Genomic DNA, 22357 nt, shown 5'->3' with positions numbered 1-22357 from the left:
TTTCGCTCTCGTGCGACAGCTTTATTATTATATCACGCATCCGTCCATTTGTCAAGTAAATTCTATGCTAAATATTTTTGTTGAATTTTGTTATGTTTGCACAAATCCAATCAAAAAAAGAAAGCACACAGCATTCTGCCGTGTGCTTTCCCTTACTTTTCCGCTGATTTCGCCGTCTCTTCCGGCAATATCTCCACTTTAATTCGTGAAATCCAGTTGTCCTCCATCGCCAGCACCGTGAACTTCAAATTCCGCCACTGCACCACTGGCCTTTCATGTGCCTCCGGAATCCGCCCCAGCAGTTCCACGACAAATCCGCTCATGGTGTCATACGCCTGCTCCTCCGGCAATTCGCATCCCAGCTTCGGAAAGACATCATCTGGGTCCGCATTCCCATTTATCGTATAAATATGGTCTGTGATCTGGCGCACCTCAGACTCTTCCTCGTCATATTCATCCTGAATATTGCCCACGATCTCCTCCAGCATGTCTTCCATACAGAGAATTCCCGCAGTTCCGCCGTACTCATCCACCACAATCGCCATCTGCATTTTCTTTCGCAGCATATCCGCCATTACATCGTTGCACTTTGCCGTTTCCGGAACAAACAGCGCCTCCCGCATCAGATCCCGCACCCGAAACGCTGTGATATCCGGACATCCAATGAGTCCCAGCAAATCCTTTGCGTTCAAAACGCCGATCACGTTGTCGATGTTCTCCTGATATACAGGCATGCGGGAATATTTCTCGTTCCGTGCCAGTTCCACCACCTGTGAAATCTCCATCTCCACGTCAATCGCTGTCACCTCTTTCCGGTGCGTCATGACCTCGGAAACCAGAATGTCGTCAAATTCAAAGATGTTGTTGATCATCTCCCGCTGCTGCTCTTCGATTACGCCGTCCTCGTTTCCGGCGTTTACCAGGTGCAGGATATCCTCCTCTGTCACAGTTTCCCGATCGGGACGCTTTCCGCCGAAGAGAAAGTTCACGCCCATGTATAGCATCCGCAGCGGAAACAGCAGCGTCATCATCAGCCGGAGATAGCCCAGCGACCGCACCGCCACCCGTTCCGGATCCCGCCGTCCGACACCTCTGCCAAAGGCATCCGCCAGCAGCGGGAGCAGCAGTCCTGCCAGCGCTGCTGCGATGATGCAGAGAATCTGTTCCCATGTGACCTGTGCGGTCGTATCCGCAGCAAGCTTCAGCGGATTGAGCCAGAGCTGCCCGTCAATGGCGATGCGAAAGGGAATCCAGCCGTGAAAGCCGGCGAAGAGCAGCGCCAGTGTTTCCATTGCCGCCGTGCTGAAGATCAGCTCCGCCACTCTCCCGTACTGCAGCGCCAGCTCTTTCTTCTGATAATAGAGAAGCTTCGGCTGTTTCTCTGCCAGGCTCCCCAGCTGACTCCCAAGATTCTGTGCTGCTGTCATCGCCGCTGCAAACCAGCTGTGCAGGATGGTCAGCAGCAGTGCCAGAAGCACAAGTCCTGTGTCACAGGTATCCATATCATACTCCTTTTTTCTTTTTGAAAAAACGCTGCCAATGAAAGTGCATCGGCAGCGTCAATGTGTGTTGTGTATACAGTGTCCGTTTTTACCGCTCTTCGCAAATCAGCTTGATTGCGGTGCGTTCCTCACCATCGATCTGAATGTTTGCAAAAGCCGGAATACAGATCAGGTCTACGCCGATGGGTGCGAGATATCCGCGTGCAATGGCAATTGCCTTCACGGCCTGGTTTGCAGCACCGGCACCGACTGCCTGCACTTCTACCATTTTCTTCTCTCGGATGACACCGGCAATTGCGCCTGCAACAGAGTTCGGGGAAGAATGCGATGATACTTTCAGAACTTCCATTTGATAAGCCTCCTGTCGTACGTGTAAAAATTCGTTCCATGATTTGTTCTTCTACTGCCTGCGAAAGTTGAGGAATAGATGCCACGCACAGTTTTACTTTTTCATTATACAATACCACTTGTAAAATTGCAAGTACTTCCTGCAAACTTTGTGCATTATCGAAGAATCAGACGTTCGATTTTCGTACATTTACCACATTTTTCATCAAACGTGATGATTACGGCATTACAAAAGCATGCGCCGGCAGCCTCTGTAAAGCGTGTGGGGAAATGAAACCGGAACCGGTCCATTGCCGGCTGCACGGAAACACCCAGAATCGACTCCTCCGGACCGGTCATTCCCACGTCGGTGAGGTAACCCGTGTGTCCGTTCAAAATCGTTTCGTCCGCCGTCTGCACGTGGGTGTGCGTTCCGATGACCGCCGTGACTCTTCCGGCGAGGAAATAGCCCATCGCCTTTTTCTCCGCCGTCGCCTCTGCGTGGAAGTCCACGAAGATGTTGGGCGTATCGATCTCATGGAGCAGCTCTTCCACGACGGTGAACGGATTGTCCAGCGGATCGAGATAGGCGGTGCCGGACAGATTCACCACTGCCACCTGACAGGGGCCGAAGTCCACCGTGCAAACACCCTTGCCCACACAGCCGTCCGGATAGTTCGCCGGCCGAAGCACCATAGGTTCGTCGTAGATGGCGAGGGATTCCCGCCGTTTGAAGCAGTGGTTCCCTGTTGTGATAACATCGGCACCGGCAGAAAAGATCTGCTCCATGGAGTGCTTGGTAATGCCGTTTCCCTGTGCTGAATTTTCTCCGTTAACAATTGTTAAGTCAATGTGGTGCGTTCGTTTCATGGACGGGAGATGCTTCTCTAAAAACTGACAGCCGGCTGCACCGACCACATCTCCAATGTGTAAAATCTTCATGTTGTTTCCTTTCCAATGCACTGGCAAAAGCCCTGTGCCAATTCAAACATCTATGTTGCGCAGAAAATTTCTGCACCGCATTGCCTTGATTATAGCACGCAGCCGAAAGCATGTCAAGCGGATTTTGTCGCTGCGGCAGAAATCCGTTTCATTGTTTTGATGCAGCGCACCTGTATTTGCTTTTTCCAAATTACTATGATATAATAAACCTATCAGAACCTGTCTTCACAAGAAATATATGTGGATTTTCGAGCATAATTTTGTTGCAGACAAGGCAAAAATACGCAGGCGGGCTGTCGCCCGGCAAGTATTTTTTACGCAGTATGCAGCAAAATTTGCCGAAAAGACACTTATATACGCTTGTGAAGACGGGTTCTCAATTCTATAGAGAGGAGCACCGAATTATGGACGACCTATTTCAGCCCATTTCCAACCTCAATGGTGTCGGCGGAAAACGCACCGCCGCACTGGAACGGCTTGGAATCGCAACACCCTACGATCTGCTCTACCACATTCCCCGCAGCTATCTGGACTTCAGCGACACAGTTGCCATCGCTGCAGCACAGCCGGGGGACGAGTGCACCATTCGTGTCCAGCTCATCCAAAAGCTGGCACCCCAGTACTCCCGCCGCGGCACGGTCATCTTTCGGGCGCTGGTCACAGACGGCATCCAGAAGATGCACCTCATCCTCTATAACAACCGCTACGGGTTCGATGCCCTCCGGACGGGAAAAGTCTATCTGCTCCACGGCAAGTTCCAGCGTGGCAGCAGCGGTCCGGAAATGCTGGCACCGCACATCCTTCCGGCAGACACCCCCTACCGCATCAGCCCCTGCTATCCCCTCACCACCGGTATCACCTCGGCGTTTCTCTCTAAGCTGGCACAGCAGGCACTGAAAATTGCCAGGCAGAATCCGTTCGATGACTGGATGACGGAGGAAATGCGGCGCAAGCATGACCTGCTGCCCTTAACCGTGGCGCTGGAGCAGATTCACTTTCCGCAGGACAAGGCCGCCATGGAACAGGCACGCCGCCGTCTTGCGTTCGATGAACTGCTTCAGCTTCAGCTGGGCATGCTCATCCGCCGTGAGAGCAACCGCACCCGCTCCGCCTATGCCATGCACCCGGTGGACATGACGCCGTTCTACGACTCCCTCCCTTTTCAGATGACGCAGGGACAGCAGCAGGCGGTCACCGAGATCACCGGCGACCTCTGCGGCACCACGCCCATGAACCGTCTGCTGCAGGGCGATGTGGGCAGCGGTAAAACAGCCGTGGCAGCAGCAGCCTGCTACTTCGCCATTCAGAACCACCTGCAATGCGCACTGATGGCACCCACGGAAATTCTGGCGGCGCAGCATCAGCACACCCTCCAGCAGTTTCTGGCACCGCTGGGCATTTCAGTCGGACTGCTCACCGGTTCCGTCCGTGCCAAGGAGAAAAGGACGCTCTATCAGCAGCTGGAAAACGGAACACTGAAAATGCTGGTGGGAACCCACGCCATTTTCCAGAAACAAGTGCAATTCCGGAAGCTGGGACTGGTCATCACAGACGAGCAGCACCGGTTCGGCGTGGCACAGCGTGCGCTGCTGGCGGACAAAGGCGGATTCCCGCACAAGCTGGTCATGTCTGCCACGCCCATTCCCCGCACACTGGCGCTGATGATCTACGGAGATCTGGACATCTCCATTCTGAAAGAGCTTCCCAGTGGCAGACAGCCGGTGCAGACCTTTGCCGTCACCGGCAAGCTGCGGGAACGTGCCTACGGCTTCATCCGCAAGCAGCTGCAGGCGGGCTATCAAGGATACATCGTCTGTCCCATGATCGACGATCGGGACGACAGCGAATTGCAGGCGGTCTCCAGCTATGCCCAGTCTATCCAGACCGGCGCATTTGCAGACTATCGGGTGGGACTGCTCCACGGCAAGATGAAACCGGCGGAAAAGGATGCCATCATGCAGGCGTTCCGTGCCCACGAGATCGACCTGCTGGTGAGCACCACCGTCATCGAGGTCGGCGTGGACGTGCCCAACGCCACCATTCTCCTCATCGAAAACGCCGAGCGGTTCGGGCTGTCCCAGCTCCACCAGCTACGGGGACGCGTGGGACGTGGCAGTGCACAGAGCTATTGCATCCTCATGACCGACCATGTCACCGAGGACTGCCGCAAGCGCATGCAGATCATGAGCCGCACCGCCGACGGCTTCCGCATTGCCGAGGCTGACCTCCAGCTGCGGGGTGCCGGCGACTTCTTCGGACAGCGGCAGCATGGCCTGCCCCCGCTCAAGGTCGCCGACCTGACACAGGATACCCGTCTGCTTCAGGAGGTGCAGCAGACGGCACGGGAACTGCTGGCAAAAGATCCGGATCTCTCCCTGCCGGAAAACCGTGCACTGCATCTGGAAGTCCTGCGTCTGTTCGCCAGAAGCGGCGAAAATGGCCGAAATTAGTGCTTTCGGAACATATTTTCACGTATTTTGTGGAATGCATTATACATATTTCATAAACTTGATTTTTTTCGAAAAAAATGCTTGACTTTCCCCTGGAGTTATGATATACTGTAATAGTCGCCGGTGAGGAACACAAAACACCACACCGACAGCCACAGCAAAATTGGATGGAAGCTTAGCTCAGCTGGGAGAGCATCTGCCTTACAAGCAGAGGGTCATAGGTTCGAGCCCTATAGTTTCCACCACATGGTCTGGTAGTTCAGTTGGTTAGAACGCTGCCCTGTCACGGCAGAGGTCGTGGGTTCGAATCCCATCCAGATCGCCATGCAGCCATGCTGTGATGCCTCTGTAGCTCAGTCGGTAGAGCAGGGGACTGAAAATCCCCGTGTCATTGGTTCGATTCCGATCGGAGGCACCATGGAATGTGAAACGGTTTGTCGTAAGAACGGTTTACTGTAAATCATTCCGGATGCGGATTTAGCTCATCTGGTAGAGCGCCACCTTGCCAAGGTGGAGGTAGCGAGTTCGAGCCTCGTAATCCGCTCCATTGCATTGTATTATCTCTTCCATGATGCAGCACGCAAGTTACCGCTTGTGTGCTGCATTTCTTTTTGTCCAACTCCCCCACTATTCTAATTCGTCAGAACACAAAAAGCGGATCGGTTTCAAAACCCATCCGCTTTTCTCATTTTATTCTCTTTTCACGGCTTATTCCTCAAGCGTATTCACCAGATCGCAAAATTCCGCCCGATACACATCCGTCTGCTCCCCCATTGCATTCAGACGCTCCCGCACATCCTGTAACACACTCCCGCCGCAGTAGGCGCTGTTGCACACGATCATTCCGAATTGCGCCACGCACGATGCGAACTGAAAGTCCTCCGACGGAAAATCGGTGTAATCCGATGCCAGGAGCTGATATTCCAGCAGCTGGCTCGTCTTGGCGTGAGGCTTTTTATAGCGTACATCAAGCGTCATCCACGCATCCGCATTTTCCGGCGCAAGCGCCTGATCGGTCAGCACCAGCTCGTACAGTGCCGTCACCGTATGTCCTGCGCCGATCTCTCCGGCATCCTTGGTGTCGTCTTCAAAGTCCTCCTGGGAGAGCAGCCGGTTCTCATAGCCGATCAGACGGTACTGCGCCACCTGTGCGGGAGAGAACGTCGCCTGAAGCTTCACGTCCTCCGCCACCGTCACCATGTTCGCCCCGAGTTCCTCCACCAGCACCTTCCGTGCCTCTGTCACCGAGTCAATGTAGGCATACATGCCGTTTCCGTCGTCCGCCAGCGTTTCCAGTTTGTTGTCCTGCAAGTTCCCCGTACCAAATCCCAGCGCAGTCAGATAGACGCCGGACTCCTTTTTCCGGGAGATCAGCTCCGACAGAGCGTGTTCCGAGGTCACACCCACGTTCAAGTCCCCGTCTGTCGCCAGAATCACCCGATTGTTGCCGTCCTCCAAATAGAACTTCTCCGCCAGCGCATACGCCGTTTCAATGCCGGCGCTGCCGTTGGTGCTGCCGCTCGCCTGCAAATCGCTGAGGGCGGCGGAAATCACCGTGCTCTGATCGCCGGGACAGCCCTCCAGCAAAACTGCATCGCTGCCGGCGTAGGTCACAATGGAAATACGGTCCTTTGCCGTGAGATTCTCCGAAAGCATGGTGAACGCCTGCTGTAACAGCGGCAGCTTGTCCGCATCCTGCATGGAGCCGGAGACATCCAGCAGAAAGACCAGATTGCTGGGCTTTGCCTCAGTAAAGTCAATGTCCTGACTTTTCAGACCAATGGAGAGCAGCTGATGTTCTGTATTCCACGGACATTCCGCCACCTGCATGGTCACACCGAACGGCTCGTCCCCCTCCGGCAGCCGGTAATCATAGGAGAAGTAATTGACAAGCTCCTCCACACGAACGGCATCCGCCGGAATGTCCGCCATCCGATATCCCCACCGGATCATTCGGCGGAGGTTGCTGTAGGATGCCGTATCCACATCGGCGGAAAACGTTGACACCGGCTGCTGCACCGTGTCGCAAAAGGCGTTTTCCGTAATCTCCTGATAGTTCTCGCCGGATGCCGTAGCATCTGCCGGCATCGCCTCATCCGCATATATCTGATCCTGCATCGCAATGCTTTCCTTGCTGTCTGCACTGCATCCTGTCAACAGCGCAGCAATCAGTCCGAACGCAATACCGCTGTATCTCCAATGTCGTCTCATTTGGTACCAACCTTTCTCTTCCCATTGCTCCGCCGCCCGCATCCGTGCGAATTCTGCGGAAATTCGGGTGAAAATCTATGCTTTTGCCGAAAGCTCCTGCTTTTTATTATAGCAAGTCTACACACAATTGTCAATTATTTTTTTCATTTTTCATGATATTTTTCCGAAAACGTGCAACAGAAAGAGCCGCCCGCCTGCAAACGCAGGACAAGGCGGCTCTTCGCTTATCGTGTTTGGGAAAATGGGGAGAGAAGGTGTCGGAACTTACTTTTCAGCGCTGTCGCCGTGCTTCAGCCATGCACCCGCCAAGTCAAGGGCAGCGTACAGGCTGTTTCGCTCGGAATTCTTCTTGACTGCCTTCATCGGGTTCTGTTCCCTGGTTGCAATCTGATAAACCCTGATCTTATCCGCCACAGAAATCCCGTCTTCGGTCTGATGCTGCTGGGTGATTTCCATCATTACCACATAAGGTTCTGACATACTGCCGTAATAGATCTGATTGCCGCTTCGTACCAGCGGATATCCACGGTACATTAAAAATTCTTGATTCATCGTGTGCCTTCCTTTCCTTTCATGGTATCCAATCCACATTTGCGTTGATAGACTTAGCTCCAGTTGGTGGCAAAATCCTGATCGGTGTCAAAGATCTCCATGTTGCTGCGCAGCGTATCCAGATAAGACATTCTGGTGGTATACGCCGACTGTCCATCCACGGCGATCAGACAGGTGAAGTCGTCGATCTTGTAGAAGGTGTAGTCATGCAGCTCCTTGCCATCCTTGGTGGAGAGCTGGATCTCTGCCAGCGGTGTGCCGCTGGTGTCGCCGTCCAGCTTGACCTCCTCTGCCACGGTTTTCAGCAGGAACGTGTAGAAGAGGCGGAACCGCTCTGCATCGATTTCCTTGCCATTGAGCTTGACCGCTGCATCCTTCTTGCTGGTGGCGTTCACCTCGAAGTGCATGTCCTCTTCGCCCTCTGCCTTTACGGTCAGATCGCCGATATTCCAGACATAAGTCGCCAGAACCAGCCGGGAGGCAACGTCGGTCGGAGTGACCGTTGCCCAGCAGCAGTCGGATTCTGCGATGCGGTAAACCACATCCACCCCATCCAGATAGATGTTGTAGTATGCGGTTTCTGTGCCGCTGTCGTCTTTTTCAGTAAAGCGATTGCCAATCTTCAGCACATAGGTGTTGCCGTCATCACAGGCCATGGTTGCCGTTGCGAACGGATCCGTGATGCCTGTTTCTGCCAGCTGTTCCTCCGTGGGGTGCGGATAGACGATGCTGTCCGCCTTCAGACCGAACATGCCGTTGGTCACATCTTTCGAGCGATCCGGACTCAGATAAGCGGGTACCGGAGAAACCATCACATGGGTTGCCACAGAGCCGCTCAGGGAGTCGCTTTTCGCCGAATTCTTGTCGTAGTCCAGCTCCAGCACATAGTCAATGTCCTTGCGCTCCACTTTTACACTGTTGACAATGGGGTAATCATCCTCTGCCGGCTCCTCCAGAACGGTCTTTGACAGAAAGTCTGTGGATGCCTTGGAGAAGTTGGCGACCAGGGAAGTCCGCACGGTGTACACCGTATCTGTATCCGCTGGTGCGACATAGGTGTCGCTGCCGCCAGAAACGGCATTGCCCACACGGAACGCATAGTCGCTGCCGTCTGCAAAATGCAGTGTCACAGCGATTGCCGTTTTCTCATCCAAACCAAACTTGGCGAGATCGGAGCAGTTCTCCTCCACTACGCCGTCTGCCTCCAGAGAAGAGGCGTTGTTGGGCAGCGTCCAGATGGTCGAAGTATCAGTGGGAAGATCCTCCCATCCGGCAATGGCATAGGTGGCGTTGCCGTCATCTGTTGCCTCTGCCGTCCGAACGACCTCGAAGCTGCCAGTGGAATTGGTGACATCAATGGAGGTGACATCGTTCGATTCCTGAGAAACCAGCGAAATGGAAGCAGTGCTGCTCTCCTCGCCGGAATTTCCGGAGGACTCCTCCGTGCCGCCGTCCCGCAGCAGCAGAAAAGCCGCTACGCCAAGCGCCGCAACCAGAACCACGCCGCCTGCGATTCCAAGCCATTTCCTGCGCATTTCTTTTCATCCTTTCCAATGTTGTCGGAGCGTTGGCTCCAACCCGTTTTGTTCTGCCGTCAGCGGTTTCTTCTGCGCAGGAATACCACGATACCTGCCGCAGCAACTGCCAGCGGAATCAGGAATACCACGATGGTGCGCAGGGTAACGAGCTGTGTCTGGGTTGCGGAGATAGAGGTGGCCGTCATATCCTTTGACGCAATGACGATGCTGTCCTCCTTGCCGCACACGGAGTTCAGAACGCCGATGAAGTATTCCGCATTGTTATAAGAGGAATCCTGCGTCAGATAGTAGTCCATCATTGCCATCGAGCCAAGCACGATGACATCGCTCTCAATAAGGTCGCTGCCGGTGGACTGCTGGCTCTGGCTCAGTGCCATGACAGTATTCGCACCACGAACGGCGGAATCCGTGTCAAAGCTTGTGGTGGCAGCGCCCTCTGTGGTCGTTGCCTCGGTTGCCTCCTGACTCTCTTCGGAAGCTGACTCCGTGGTGTCCTCTCCGGAGGACGCCTGCTGGGTCAGCGGGTATGCATAAGAAGTGTCGGAACTTTGCAGCAAGCTGTATACCACACGGCCGTTATTGGAAGGCAGCTTCTGAATGGGACGTGCCAGCGGTGCCACGATGGGCAGACTGCTGTTGGCGAGATTGCCGCCGTAGTTCTCCGAATCGCCCAGCGATACGATGGGGGCGATCAAACCCTTGCCGGCAGATGCCACGATCTGTACGGTCTGGTTCCGGTTGTTGTCGTCCTCCCGCACATAGCTGCTATCCACCTGAAGGTTCCAGTCCTTCAGGAATGCATCCAGATTCGGGGTGACGGACTGGGTGTAATCGGCAACGTAGATCAGCTGCTTGCCCAGATTGCCGTCATTTTGCAGGAAGTCCTGCAACTTCTTGATGGCATCCATGGTCAGGTCGTTGGCAGGTGCCGGAAGTACCACGATGTCGTAGGTCTCTGCATCCAGCGTATCGTTTACCATATCCAGTTCCTTCACATCATAGCCGTTGTCATTCAGCAGGTTTTCCATTGCTGTCACAGCGTAGGCATTTGCCTGTGTTGCGCTGAAAATATAGTTGCCGTTGCTCTTGGTGATGACTGCCACGGACTTCGGATTGGAATCGGTAACGTTCATAATGGCGGTGGTCAGCGTCTGCTCGCCCTTGAAACCGGTGATGCAGTCGCTGAGAGAGGCATAGCCATAATAATAGGACTGGTACTTGTCCTGATCGATCTCAAACATATCAGTCAGAGAATATACCTTGATCCGGTCGCCGCTGGTGACAATGATCTGGTTGGAGCTGATGTCGCCGGCGTACAGATCCTGATACTTGGACAGGATGTCCGGATCCTTGGTAGTGTCGAAGTAGGTCACGCTGATGTGATCAGAGTACCCCTGATACTTGGAGATGGTCTCCGAGATCATCTTATAGTACTTGTCGCTCTGGAATGTGCTTTCCTCCGAAGAGATTGCAATCTCCACATCCTGGTCCAGATTCTTGATGTAGTCGACGGTGTCATCGCTGATCTCGTAGAGATTTGCCGTGGTCAGGTCGAGCACAGCATCCGGATTCCGCTTGCAGACCTGTGCGACAACGACGTTCAGCAGAACGACCACTGCCACAAAGATCACGGTCACTGCGGTGGCAATTCCGCCGTACTTCAGCTTCTTGCGCACCTGCATTTTCTTCTGCCGCTTCTCCTCTGAGATGGGAGCGGCAGTCTTTTCGCTCTTTTTATCTTGCTTCTGCATGCTGTAATGTCCTCCTCTCAGCTCCAGCGCCGTTTTTCAAACACACGGACGGTAAAAAAGTTAAACAGCACTGCGGTACTGATATAGAACAGCACGCTTGCCGGATCAAACAAACCGCATGTAAAGTCATAGTACCGGGTGTAGAATGAAAGCGCATTCAGCACAGTGGGCAGAACCGGTACGCTGTCCACCAACTGTGCGATCAGATCCAGAAGGTACAGCGCCAGCAGGGCAATGATGCCGATGACGGCAGCGACCACCTGATTTTCCGTCAGGGACGAGATGAACAAAGTCACTGCAATGAATGCTGCGCCAAGGAAAAACAGTGCCAGCACGTTGGCTGCCACAATGCCCCACGCCACTGCGCCGAAAAAGCTCAGGATCAGCGCATACAGGAACAGAATGGCAATGCCAATGGTGTACATGGTCAGCGCTGCGAAATACTTGCCCAGCACAATGCCGCCGATGGAAACCGGTGCGGTCAGGAGTCCCTGCTCCGTCTTTTGCTTCTTCTCTTCACTGAACAGGCGCATGGTCAGGATCGGGATCAAAATGGTCACAATCAGAAACAGACTGGAGAAAACGCTGGACATATCCGTGGTTGCGGATGCCAGACAGCTTCCGAAGAAGAAATAGCCGGAGGCCAGATAGAATACGGTCAGAAATACATAGGCAATGCTGGACGTGAAAAACGCACCAACTTCCCGCCGATAAATCGCACCCATCAGTTTTCGCCTCCTTCCTCAGATGCAGCCTTGTCCGGCTCTGCCGGCGCTTCTGCTGCTGTCGTGGTTTTGTTGACTGTGTCCGGCTTTTTCGGAGCGGCAGCCGGTTTTTGGGGAACAGAGAGCTTGACATCCTCGCCCATGGTGATCTTCTTGAAGATGTCCTCCAGCGTCATCTCGCCCAGTTCCATCTTATAGATGCACCAGCCGTGCTCCTGCACCATCCGGTTCAGTGCCGGACGAACATCCGCCTGCATCTTTGCTGCGATCTCGTATTCGAAGATGCCCGGTTCCCGCTCCATGTCTGCGGTTACCTTTACCACACCGTCAATGGTGCGGACTGCCTGAAGCACCTCGCTCTTCGGGCCGCTGATGCGGACGATCAGGTTATTGTTGTGGGAAACCGACTTGGACAGATCGTCCAGCGTACCCTGCGCCACAACCTGTCCGTGGTCGATGATGACCACCCGGTCGCAGACCATCTGAATCTCCGACAGGATGTGGGAAGAGAGAATTACGGTGTGCCGTTTTCCCAGCTTCTTGATAAGCGTTCGGATCTCGATCATCTGGTTCGGGTCCAGACCAACGGTCGGCTCGTCCAGAATCAAAATCGGCGGATTACCAATGAGCGCCTGTGCCAGACCGACACGCTGGCGGTAGCCCTTGGACAGATGCTTGATGACACGGTGCGACACATCGCCGATCTTGCACAGATTGCAGACATCCTGCAAATGGGACTTCCGTGGCAGCTTGCATTTTTTCAGGTCATAGACAAAGTTCAGATACCCCATGACGGTCATATCCACATAGAGCGGCGGCAGCTCCGGCAGATAGCCGATGCAAGCCTTCGCCTGAATGGGTTCCTCCAGGATATCCTTGCCGTTGATGAGCGCCTGACCGGAAGTGGAGCTGATATAGCCGGTCAGCATGTTCATGGTCGTGGATTTTCCGGCGCCGTTCGGACCAAGCAAACCGAGAATCTCGCCGTCCTCTGCGACAAAATTGATGTCGCTGACGGCAACCTTATCCCCGTAGTGTTTGGTCAGATGTTTGACTTCAATCATCCTTGTGATTGCCTCCTTCTGTTCGTGCATGCGTGGGACACGCAGAGATTACATTTATTCTATCAGTTCATTGTGATAGCATCGTGATAACCATACGAAAGAATCAATGGTAAGCGTTTTTTCACGCACCGCAGGCAGCCGACAGCTTGCCGATGCCCTTCTGAATGCGGTCCATGGTGTCCTGCTTGCCCAGAATTGCGCACAGCTCTACGCCGCCGCCGGGGGTGAACTGCTTGCCGGAAACTGCCGTGCGAACCGGCCACAGCATCCAGCCATTCTTCACGCCCAGCTCTGCGATCTTTGCAAACAGTGCCTCGTGGATGTGCTCCACATCCCACTGGTCAATGCCCTCCAGCACCGGCACAACGGCTTTCAGTGCCTCCAGTGCGGTCTCCGGCGTGGTCTTCATCTTCTTGTGGCGGTACATCTCCACATCATACTCCGGCAGAGCATCAATAAAATCCACCTGCTCCGGAATGTCGGAGAATACCTCGGTGCGGTTCTGGAGCACACTGCACAGCAGCGGCAGGTCAATATCGGTGCGCTTTACCACCTGATGGATGTACGGCTCTGCTGCCTTGGCAAACTCTTCCGGATCCATCTTGTGCACATAAGCACCGTTGATGGCACGGAGCTTCTGGTCATCGAAGATCGCCGGCGCCTTGCTGATGCCGCTGATCTCGAACGCCTTTTTCAGCTCGTCCAGAGAGAAGATCTCCTGCTCGTTGTACTCGCCGGAGGGTGCCCAGCCCAGCAGTGCAATAAAGTTGATGACTGCCTCCGGCAGATAGCCCTTTGCCATGAGATCCTGGAACGAGGCATCGCCGTTTCGCTTGGACAGCTTGTGGGTCTTGTCCTTCATGACCGGTGCACAGTGCACATACTCCGGTACTTCCCAGCCGAATGCCTGATACAGCAGGTTGTACTTCGGCGCAGAAGAGAGGTACTCGTTGCCACGTACCACGTGGGTGATACCCATGAGATGGTCGTCTACCACGTTGGCGAAGTTATAGGTTGGCATGCCGTCGGTCTTGATCAGGATCTGGTCGTCCAGCGTGCTGTTCTCTACGGTAACATCGCCGTAAATGTCATCGTGGAATGTGGTCGTTCCCTCCAGCGGCATTTTCTGACGGATGACATAGGGCACACCGGCATCCAGCTTCTCCTGAATCTCCTCCGGCGACAGGTTCCGGCAGTGGCGGTCATACATGGGGGCAATGTGAGAAGCCTCCTGAATTTTCCGCACCTCTTCCAGACGCTCCTTGCCGCAGAAGCAGTAGTAAGCGTGGCCGGTCTTGACCAGTTCTTCCGCATAGGACTTGAACATTCCCATGCGCTCCGACTGCACATACGGGCCAACCGGGCCGCCGATATCCGGGCCCTCGTCCCAGTTCAGTCCTGCAACCCGCAGGGTGTCATAGATGACATCCACAGCGCCCTCCACGTAGCGCTCCTGATCGGTGTCCTCAATTCTCAGGATGAAATCGCCGTCCTGCTTCTTGGCGATCAGATAGGCAAACAGTGCCGTCCGCAGATTGCCGATGTGCATATAGCCCGTCGGACTGGGGGCAAATCTTGTTCTTACTCGCTTCTCCATTGCTTGTTCTTCCTTTCTATTGCAAGCCTGCCCTGCCAGCAGGCGTTTCTGTTTCTGATTGCTTCAGCCATTCCCGGCTGTCTTTCTGATCCTGTGCGATCTGCCGGTACAGCTGTTCCACATTCGGGAACTTCCGCTCACCCCGCAAAAAGTGGAGCAGCTCCACCCGGCAGGGCTGTTCATACAGGTCACCGGAAAAGTCCAGCAGGAATGTCTCTGCCGCCGGCAGCTGCGCCTCGCTGACCGTGGGCTTTACGCCGATGTCCGTCACCGAGTCAAAACACCCCTGGGGCGTATGGGTACGGGACACATAGACTCCGTACCGCGGAACCAGCTGTCCTGCCGCAAAAGGGATGTTGATGGTGGGAACGGCGTGGGTTCTGCCCAGCGCTGCCCCGTGCACCACATTTCCCAGCACGGCATACGGCGCACCCAGCAAGGCAGCCGCCTGTTCCGGTTTGCCGTCCAGCAGTGCCTGCCGGATGGTGCTGGAGGAGATCTTCTCCCCGTCTGCCAGCACCGGCGCCACCTGATGCACAGCAAAGCCCATCTCCGCACCGAACTGCCGCAGAGATGCCACATCCCAGGCTGCCTTTGCGCCGAAGTGAAAATCCCCGCCGCAAAAGACCTCTCTGGCGTGGAACAGTCCCGCCAGAACCTCCCGGCAGAATGCAGCGCCGTCCAGTGCGCAGAGCTGCGAAAACGGCGGACAGTACACCCGCTCAATGCCGCATGCCTCCAGTTCCTGCATTTTCTGCCGATCGGTATAGAGATAGGAGAGCGTTCTGCCCTGTTTCACCGGCACGGAATCTGCGGCAAAAGTAAATGCGCCGGACAGCAGTCCTTTTTCCGCCGCACAGTCCGCCGCCGCACGCAGGACGGCACGGTGTCCCAGATGAACGCCGTCAAAGAAGCCCAGCGCCACGGCGCTCTCCCGCTCCAGCGGCTGTTCTATTGTGATAAGTTTCGCCATGCAAGCGACCTCTCGTTCTAACTGAAATTCTTCCCCACACGGAGCAGTCCCGTCTCCGGTTCCGCCTGTGCAATGCCCAGAAATCCGCCGTCCGCCCCATAGGCACGGTATTCCGTGTGTTCCGGCACAACGCCTGCCACCTGTTCCAGCGGCAGCTTCACGCCGTTGCAGTAGCGCTGAGTCTGCTCCGCAGAAAAGCGCAGCTCCGGCAGACTGGCAAACAGCCGGTCTGTGGGTACCAAATGCGCTCCCAGCGTTCCCATGCGGCACATCTCCGTCACCTCATCAAAGGTATAGCTCTGTTCCAGCGTAAAGCCGGAGGCACGGGTGCGGCAGAGTGCTGTCATCACAGCACCGCCGCCCAGCACATGCCCCAGATCGGCGAGAAGGGTCCGGATGTACGTACCCTTGCCGCAGGAGACGGACAGCACAGCTTCCTGTGATGTCTCGTCAAACGACTCCAGCACGATCTCGTACACCTGCACCTGCCGTGCCGGACGCTCCACGACCAACCCTTTTCGGGCAAGGTCGTACAGCCGTCTGCCCTCCACGGAAACCGCCGAGTACATGGGCGGAATCTGCGAGATCTCCCCCACGAACTGCGGCAATGCTGCTTCCAGCGCCTCCCGTGTCACGTGCATCTCCGGATAGGCGGCAGTTCTTGTGCCCCAGATATCCTCGGTGTCCGTCTCCCAGCCAAACCGCACCTGTGCACGGTAGGTCTTGTCCTGATCGGGCAGAATATCGCACGCCCGTGTGGCACGCCCCACCAGAATGGGGAGCACGCCGGTTGCCATCGGGTCCAGCGTTCCCGTGTGTCCCAGCCGCCGCATGTGCAGAATGCCCCGCAGCTTGCCAATGACATCAAAGGAGGTGAACTCCGGCGGTTTTTTCATGCAGAGAACCCCCTGCAGCTGTTCTTGACTCATGGCGTGTTCAGCACCTCCGAAACAGATTTCAGCAGCACCGCACGCACCTGCGCCGCCGGACCGCACACCAGACAGCCTGCCGCTTTCCTGTGCCCGCCGCCGCCGTGCGCCGCACAGATGGCGGACACATCGGTTTCACCGGCGGAACGCATGGAAATGCGGAACTTTTCCGGTTCTTTTTCTTTCATGACGATTCCGACCTCAGCGCCCTGCACCTGAAGCGGAAAACCAGCGATGCCCTCCAGCTCGGCATCATCGATCCCGAACTTCCGGATAAATTCCTGCGTGATACAGATCAGTATACATTTTCCGCCGAAATACGGTTCCAGATGGTCGATCATCAGCTGTTCCAGATGCAGCCGTCCCATGCTCTTCACCGCAAACATCTGCCGGTTGATCCAGGCATAGTTCACATCGGGGCAGCGCTCCATGAGATCTGCAGCGATGCGGTGGGTGGCAGGGCTGACGTTGTCAAACTGGAAGCAGCCCGTATCCGTAGCAATGCCCGTATACAGGCACGCCGCCATAGAATCCGTCAGCGTCACCGGCAGCAGCTGCACCAGCTGGGACCCGATCTGGCCAGCTGCACCAGCTGGTACACGATCTGGCAGGCAGCAGCTGCGCTGCCGTCCAGACAGAGCGCCCCGGCAAACTGCCGGTGGGAGATGTGATGGTCGATGCTCAGATCTACGCACTCGCCGTAGACCGGCTGGAGGTTCTCCCCCAGCAGCTTGGCATCTGCCACATCCACCGAGATGACGCACTTGGGCGAAAAGATCTGCTGCGCCTCTTTGGGCAGCAGGAACTGGTAGCGTTCGGGAATGGGATCGCTGCACAGCACGGCAGCACGCTTCCCCATCTGGCGAAGTGCCTCCGCCAGCGCATAGCCGGAACCGATGCAATCGCCGTCCGGACTGCGGTGAATGAGAATATGGGCATCCTCACAATTTTGCAGCCACTGTGCGGTTTCTTTCAGGGTGAATTCCTGCAACTGCGTCACTCCTCTCCCGTTTCGTCGCCGGACTCCTCTGCCGGCAAAATCTCGTGCAGCTTCCGGTTGATCTCCGCACTGTGTGCGATGGAGTCATCTGCCACAAAGTGCAGCGCCGGGCACTTCCGGATCTTCAGGCGGTGAAACAGTTCCCGCCGAATGAATCCGGATGCACTGTCCAGTCCCTGACAGGAGCGCTTGGCGGTCTCCTGTCCGGAAAGGCTGGACACAAAAATCTTACAGTCCGAGAGATCCCGGGACAGCTCTGCCCGCACCACAGTCAGCATAGGGTCAATGCGGGGGTCTTTCAGTTCCCGCAGAATTGCTGTCATCTCCCGCAAGATGTCCTCTTCTGTTCGATTGGTTTTATAGCTTGCCATCTTGGTTGATTCCACCTCATCTTCCAGCTCGTCTTCTGATTTCTTTCAAAATCGGTTGCTATTCTCCCGCACACATTCTGCACGGATTTTTAGTCCTGATATTCCTCCATGATGAACGCCTCGAAGATGTCGCCTTCCTTGAAGTCACGGAACTTCTCCAGCGTGATACCGCATTCGTAGCTCTCGCCGACTTCCTTCACGTCATCCTTGAACCGCTTCAGGCTGGACATCTTATCCTCCGCAATGACGATGCCGTCACGTACCACACGGATCTGGCACTGTCTGGTGACCTTGCCACTGAGGACGTATGCGCCGGCAACCTGACCAACGTTGGTAATCTTGTAGACCTGACGAACCTCGATACGGCCCATGACAACTTCCCGGAACTTCGGTGCCAGCATGCCCTTCATTGCCGTCTCGACCTCCTCGATGGCATCGTAGATGACACGATAGGTGCGGATGTCCACCTTATCCCGTGCTGCGATCTCCTCGGCAGTCTGGTCAGGACGAACGTTGAATCCGATGATGATGGCGTTGGATGCGCTTGCCAGCATGACATCGCTCTCCTTGATTCCGCCGACACCGCCGTGGATGACACGAACCCGAACTTCCTCGTTGGACAGCTTCTCCAGCGACTGGGTAACGGCTTCCACAGAGCCCTGTACGTCTGCCTTGACAATAAGGGACAGTTCCTTCATCTCGCCCTGCTCGATCTGGCTAAACAGGTTATCCAGCGTTACCTTCTGGTACTCGTTGAACTTCGCCTGCTTTGCCTCGTGCTTCCGCTGTTCTACCAGTTCTCTTGCCAGACGCTCATCCTCAACGGCGTTGAAGATATCGCCTGCCTCCGGCACTTCCGCCAGACCGGTGATCTCTACCGGCACAGACGGGCCTGCGCTCTCAACCACAGTGCCCTTGTCGTTGGTCATCACACGAACACGGCCAACGGCGGTGCCTGCGATGATGACATCGCCGGTGTGGAGGGTACCGTTCTGTACCAGCAGGGTTGCAATCGGGCCGCGTCCCTTGTCCAGACGTGCTTCCACAACCGTACCCTTGGCACGGCGATCCGGATTTGCCTTGAGTTCGCTGGTCTCTGCCACCAGAAGGATGTTCTCCAGCAGGTCGTCAATGCCCTCGCCGGTCTTTGCGGAAACCGGCACACAGATGACGTCGCCGCCCCACTCTTCGCATACCATGCCATACTTGGTCAGCTCTTCCTTGACACGGTCGGGGTTTGCGCCCTCCTTATCCATCTTGTTGATGGCAACGATAACGGAGATGCCGGCTGCCTTGGCGTGGTTGATGGACTCAACGGTCTGGGGCATGATGCCGTCGTCTGCGGCAACGACCAGAATGGCAATATCCGTGATATTTGCGCCACGGGCACGCATTGCGGTAAATGCCTCGTGTCCCGGAGTATCCAGGAATGTGATGTCCTTGCCCTCGTACTGCACCTGATATGCACCGATGTGCTGGGTGATACCGCCGGCTTCTCCTGCGGTGACGTGGGCATGACGGATGCGGTCCAGAATGGAGGTCTTACCGTGGTCAACGTGACCCATAACTACAACGATCGGGCAGCGTTCCTGTGTATCCTCGCTGTCGTCGTCCTCGTCGATCAGACGTTCCTCGATGGTGACGATGACCTCGTGTTCTACCTTTGCGCCCAGCTCTTCTGCCACCAGCGATGCGGTGTCGAAGTCGATCTCCTCGTTGATGGTCGCCATAACGCCCAGCATCATCAGCTTCTTGATGACCTCGGTTGCGGTAACTTTCAGGCGGGATGCCAGTTCGCCAACGGTGATGGAATCCGGAATGCGCACATGCAGCTGGCGCTTCCGGGCACGTTCCAGTTCCAGACGGCGCAGCTTATCCTGCTCGGTTTCCCGCTTGGTGGAGTACTTCTGACGGCTGCGCTGTGCGGACTTCTGGGTGATCTTCTGCTTCTTGGTGGAATAGGTATCCTTGCTGTACTTGCCGGCCGGTGCGATCTGCTCATAGTGCTGATTGTACTTATCCAGATCCACATAAGAGCCACGGGTATCGACGGTGCGGCGCTTCTCGGTAGTCACGCTGTCTGCGGATGCCATCTCCACTTCCACGTGCAGACGCTCGCCACGGTTCTGTGCCTTGGGTGCCTGATGCGGCTGCTTCGGCTTCCGTGCTGCGGGCTTCTTTTCCTCTGCCGGCTTCTTCTCCGGCTGTGCTGCCGGTGCAACAGGCTTCTTTCCGCCCTGAGGCGCACCGCCATTGCGACGCTCTGCCGGCTTGCGGTCGCCGTTCTTCTTCTCCGGCTGCTTCTTTTCGCCGGACTGCGGCTTCTTATCCTGCTTCTGCTTCGGCGCACTCTTGGTGGCAAAATATCTGTCAAAGTTTTCAACCTGCGACTTCTGGGAATAGTATTCCAGCGCCAGGTTGATCTCCTCTGTTGTCAGACCAGTGACACCCTTTTTCTTGACACCATTTGCATCCCGTTCCATAAAAAATGTGATCAGTTCCTGCGTCGGGATGTGCAGATCTCTTGCAACGTCACTCAATTTTACTTTCTTTGCTGCCATAGGCGAAAATCCTCCTCATCTTGGTTCTCACGACAGCCCGCTCCGGACGCTCCGGCGGCGTGCTGTCCTTATTTCCTCTATCCGCACAGATCGTGCGGCACGCTATGCATTTTCTCCGCTGTTCTCCCGGGTGAGCGCCTGCATCCGCCGGAAGAATCCGGCATCGCAGACGGCAAACACTGCCGACGCTCTGCCCACTGCCTGCCCCATTTCAAACTTCGTGAACGGCAGTTCCAGCAGCGGTACCCCTGCTTTTGCACTGAAAAAAGCAGCTTCCTTTTTGGTGTTCTCCGACGCATCGGCTGCCAGCAGCAGTCCCGCTGCGGTCTGATGCAGCAGCGCATCCTTTGCCGGTTCCAGCCCCATCTGCATCTTTCCCGCCTTACGACAGATGGTCAGCAGATTCCATAACTTCTGTTTGCAGTGCATGCTCCATCTCCTCATATACGGCATCCGACACCCGGCAACCGAAGGAACGCTCCAGACGGTGTCCCTTTCTAGCGGCGGCAAGGCACGCCGGGTTCTTACATAAATATGCCCCCCGGCCGGATTTTTTTCCGGTGATATCCAGAGAAATGGTGTCGTCCGGTGCTTTCAGCACACGAACCAGCTCCCGTTTCGGGCGCATTTCTCCGCATCCGATACAAAGGCGCATCGGTGTTTTTTTACTCTTCAATCCCGTTCGCCTCCGTTGCCGGTGTTTCCGCAGCCGGCTCCTCTGTCATGCCCAGATCCGACTCCTCCATGAGAGATGCCTCAGTTTCTGCATCCAGCGGCTCTGCCGGTGCAGCCGGAGCCTCCTCTGTCTTCTCCGGCTCGATGCTGAACTCCGGCTTGATGTCGATCTTCTTATAGCCCGTCAGCTTGACTGCCAGCTTGACGTTCTGACCACGGTTGCCGATGGCAAGAGAGAGCTGGTCGTTGGGAACCACGACGGTGCAGGTCTTTTCCTCGCTGTCCAGAATGGTCACGCTCAGAACCTTTGCCGGAGCCAGTGCGCTGGCGATGAATTCCTCCGGAACCTCACTGTACGGGATGATGTCGATTTTCTCCAGATCGCCGAACTCGCCCACAATGGCACGGATACGTGCGTTGTTCTTACCGATGCAGGCACCCACTGCGTCAACATTGGGATCACGGGACCAGACAGCAACCTTGGTACGGGAGCCGGCTTCCCGGGAGATCGCCTTGATCTCCACGGTGCCATCATAAATTTCCGGAATTTCCAGCTCGAACAGACGCTTTACCAGCTCCTTGCGGGCACGGGAAATTTTGATGATGGGCTTCTTCTGCTTGTTGGCAATGGTAGTGATGTATACCTTGACCAGCTGTCCCTCATGCAGGTTCTCGTTGGGGATCTGCTCGTTGCGGAACAGATACAGCTCGGTGTTATGGTAGAGCAGTGTTACAGTGCCTCCCGCCTCCACCTGCTTGACTTCACAGGTGATGCAGTCGTTCTCCAGATGCTGGAATTCGCCCAGAATCCGCTCCCGATTGATCTCCCGCAGGTCGCCCTTGATGGACTGCTTGGCAGACTGTGCTGCTGCACGGCCGAACTTTGCGATATCCAGACGGCGGGACACCGTACCGCCCACATAGGCAGCCGGATCAATGGTGCGTGCCTCTGCCAGATTGATCTCATTCTCATCTGCCGGCTCGCCCTCTACGACGTTCTGAATCAGGTACATTTCAAATGTCTTGGTCAACGGGTCGATCGTCACCCGCAGATTTTCCTCGCTGTTGGGGTATACCTTTCTCGCCGCTTTCAGCATGGCGGACTTTACCTTCTCCACCAGCAGATCGGTGTCCACATTGGTCTCGCTTCCCAGTGCGGAAAGCTCCTCAAAAAAACCGTTAGCCATTC

Annotated in this window: 20 protein-coding genes and 4 tRNA genes; 5 read left to right on the top strand and 19 right to left on the bottom strand. The window is 55.6% G+C overall.

What is annotated here, in order from left to right:
- Nucleotides 1–152 precede the first annotated feature (152 nt).
- The 3 genes from QZL66_RS04795 to QZL66_RS04785 all read right to left on the bottom strand — a co-directional run bounded on the left by QZL66_RS04795 (nt 153) and on the right by QZL66_RS04785 (nt 2771).
- The gene (locus tag QZL66_RS04795; protein ID WP_022410603.1) at nt 153–1502 is read right to left on the bottom strand and encodes a hemolysin family protein; all 1350 of its coding nucleotides are present in this window, start codon (nt 1500–1502) and stop codon (nt 153–155) included.
- Nucleotides 1503–1590: 88 nt separating this feature from the next.
- Nucleotides 1591–1851, bottom strand: coding sequence for a stage V sporulation protein S (locus QZL66_RS04790; protein WP_022410602.1), 261 nt, complete (start codon nt 1849–1851; stop codon nt 1591–1593).
- Nucleotides 1852–2006: 155 nt separating this feature from the next.
- Nucleotides 2007–2771, bottom strand: coding sequence for a TIGR00282 family metallophosphoesterase (locus QZL66_RS04785; RefSeq protein WP_022410601.1), 765 nt, complete (start codon nt 2769–2771; stop codon nt 2007–2009).
- A gap of 110 nt (nt 2772–2881) precedes the next feature.
- Between QZL66_RS04785 and recG the strand changes: the two genes are divergently transcribed.
- From recG to QZL66_RS04760, 5 genes are all read left to right on the top strand, one after another.
- Nucleotides 2882–5221, top strand: a complete 2340-nt coding sequence (gene recG, locus QZL66_RS04780) for an ATP-dependent DNA helicase RecG (protein WP_369677360.1) — start codon at nt 2882–2884, stop codon at nt 5219–5221.
- A gap of 169 nt (nt 5222–5390) precedes the next feature.
- Nucleotides 5391–5466 (top strand) — tRNA-Val (locus tag QZL66_RS04775).
- Nucleotides 5467–5469: 3 nt separating this feature from the next.
- Nucleotides 5470–5546 (top strand) — tRNA-Asp (locus tag QZL66_RS04770).
- A 17-nt stretch (nt 5547–5563) separates the two neighbouring features.
- Nucleotides 5564–5639: transfer RNA gene (locus tag QZL66_RS04765), tRNA-Phe, on the top strand.
- 53 nt (nt 5640–5692) lie between these two features.
- A tRNA-Gly gene (locus QZL66_RS04760) sits at nt 5693–5768 on the top strand.
- 161 nt (nt 5769–5929) lie between these two features.
- Here the strand turns inward: QZL66_RS04760 and QZL66_RS04755 are convergent.
- The 16 genes from QZL66_RS04755 to nusA all read right to left on the bottom strand — a co-directional run bounded on the left by QZL66_RS04755 (nt 5930) and on the right by nusA (nt 22355).
- On the bottom strand, nt 5930–7432 hold the full coding sequence (locus QZL66_RS04755; RefSeq protein WP_293601860.1) for a vWA domain-containing protein: 1503 nt from the start codon (nt 7430–7432) through the stop codon (nt 5930–5932).
- A 264-nt stretch (nt 7433–7696) separates the two neighbouring features.
- Nucleotides 7697–7984 carry a hypothetical protein gene (locus QZL66_RS04750; protein ID WP_022410598.1) on the bottom strand — a complete coding sequence of 96 codons (288 nt, stop codon included), beginning with the start codon at nt 7982–7984 and terminating at the stop codon, nt 7697–7699.
- Between the two features lie 53 nt (nt 7985–8037).
- Nucleotides 8038–9519, bottom strand: coding sequence for a DUF4340 domain-containing protein (locus QZL66_RS04745; protein ID WP_022410597.1), 1482 nt, complete (start codon nt 9517–9519; stop codon nt 8038–8040).
- 59 nt (nt 9520–9578) lie between these two features.
- Nucleotides 9579–11273, bottom strand: a complete 1695-nt coding sequence (locus QZL66_RS04740) for a GldG family protein (RefSeq protein ID WP_022410596.1) — start codon at nt 11271–11273, stop codon at nt 9579–9581.
- Between the two features lie 17 nt (nt 11274–11290).
- Complete coding sequence (locus QZL66_RS04735; RefSeq protein WP_022410595.1) at nt 11291–11998, bottom strand: ABC transporter permease; 708 nt, start codon at nt 11996–11998, stop codon at nt 11291–11293.
- Nucleotides 11998–13062 carry an ABC transporter ATP-binding protein gene (locus QZL66_RS04730; protein ID WP_022410594.1) on the bottom strand — a complete coding sequence of 355 codons (1065 nt, stop codon included), beginning with the start codon at nt 13060–13062 and terminating at the stop codon, nt 11998–12000. The genes QZL66_RS04735 and QZL66_RS04730 overlap by 1 nt, the downstream gene beginning before the upstream one ends.
- Before the next feature lie 121 nt (nt 13063–13183).
- Nucleotides 13184–14659: a glutamate--tRNA ligase gene (gene gltX, locus QZL66_RS04725; protein WP_022410593.1), complete on the bottom strand. Its 1476-nt coding sequence runs from the start codon at nt 14657–14659 to the stop codon at nt 13184–13186.
- A gap of 16 nt (nt 14660–14675) precedes the next feature.
- Nucleotides 14676–15632 carry a riboflavin biosynthesis protein RibF gene (ribF, locus tag QZL66_RS04720; RefSeq protein WP_022410592.1) on the bottom strand — a complete coding sequence of 319 codons (957 nt, stop codon included), beginning with the start codon at nt 15630–15632 and terminating at the stop codon, nt 14676–14678.
- Nucleotides 15633–15649: 17 nt separating this feature from the next.
- A complete protein-coding gene (gene truB, locus QZL66_RS04715) occupies nt 15650–16561 on the bottom strand; it encodes a tRNA pseudouridine(55) synthase TruB (protein ID WP_293601859.1) in 912 nt (303 codons plus the stop codon).
- Nucleotides 16558–17121 (bottom strand): DHH family phosphoesterase, encoded by a 564-nt coding sequence (locus tag QZL66_RS04710; RefSeq protein ID WP_293601858.1) that lies wholly within the window; start codon nt 17119–17121, stop codon nt 16558–16560. Before QZL66_RS04710 ends, truB begins: the two co-directional genes overlap by 4 nt.
- Nucleotides 17103–17552: a DHH family phosphoesterase gene (locus QZL66_RS04705; protein WP_022410589.1), complete on the bottom strand. Its 450-nt coding sequence runs from the start codon at nt 17550–17552 to the stop codon at nt 17103–17105. Before QZL66_RS04705 ends, QZL66_RS04710 begins: the two co-directional genes overlap by 19 nt.
- Before the next feature lie 5 nt (nt 17553–17557).
- The gene (rbfA, locus tag QZL66_RS04700; RefSeq protein WP_022410588.1) at nt 17558–17932 is read right to left on the bottom strand and encodes a 30S ribosome-binding factor RbfA; all 375 of its coding nucleotides are present in this window, start codon (nt 17930–17932) and stop codon (nt 17558–17560) included.
- Nucleotides 17933–18021: 89 nt separating this feature from the next.
- Complete coding sequence (gene infB, locus QZL66_RS04695) at nt 18022–20493, bottom strand: translation initiation factor IF-2 (protein WP_022410587.1); 2472 nt, start codon at nt 20491–20493, stop codon at nt 18022–18024.
- Between the two features lie 102 nt (nt 20494–20595).
- Nucleotides 20596–20922 carry a ribosomal L7Ae/L30e/S12e/Gadd45 family protein gene (locus QZL66_RS04690; RefSeq protein ID WP_022410586.1) on the bottom strand — a complete coding sequence of 109 codons (327 nt, stop codon included), beginning with the start codon at nt 20920–20922 and terminating at the stop codon, nt 20596–20598.
- Nucleotides 20876–21169, bottom strand: a complete 294-nt coding sequence (rnpM, locus tag QZL66_RS04685; RefSeq protein ID WP_022410585.1) for an RNase P modulator RnpM — start codon at nt 21167–21169, stop codon at nt 20876–20878. Before rnpM ends, QZL66_RS04690 begins: the two co-directional genes overlap by 47 nt.
- Nucleotides 21159–22355 carry a transcription termination factor NusA gene (gene nusA / locus QZL66_RS04680; protein ID WP_022410584.1) on the bottom strand — a complete coding sequence of 399 codons (1197 nt, stop codon included), beginning with the start codon at nt 22353–22355 and terminating at the stop codon, nt 21159–21161. Before nusA ends, rnpM begins: the two co-directional genes overlap by 11 nt.
- Nucleotides 22356–22357 lie beyond the last annotated feature (2 nt).

The organism is Ruminococcus sp. CAG:330 (genome assembly GCF_000437175.1).
Lineage (GTDB): Bacteria > Bacillota > Clostridia > Oscillospirales > Ruminococcaceae > Ruminococcus_C.
This window is presented reverse-complemented; position numbering and strand designations above follow the sequence as displayed.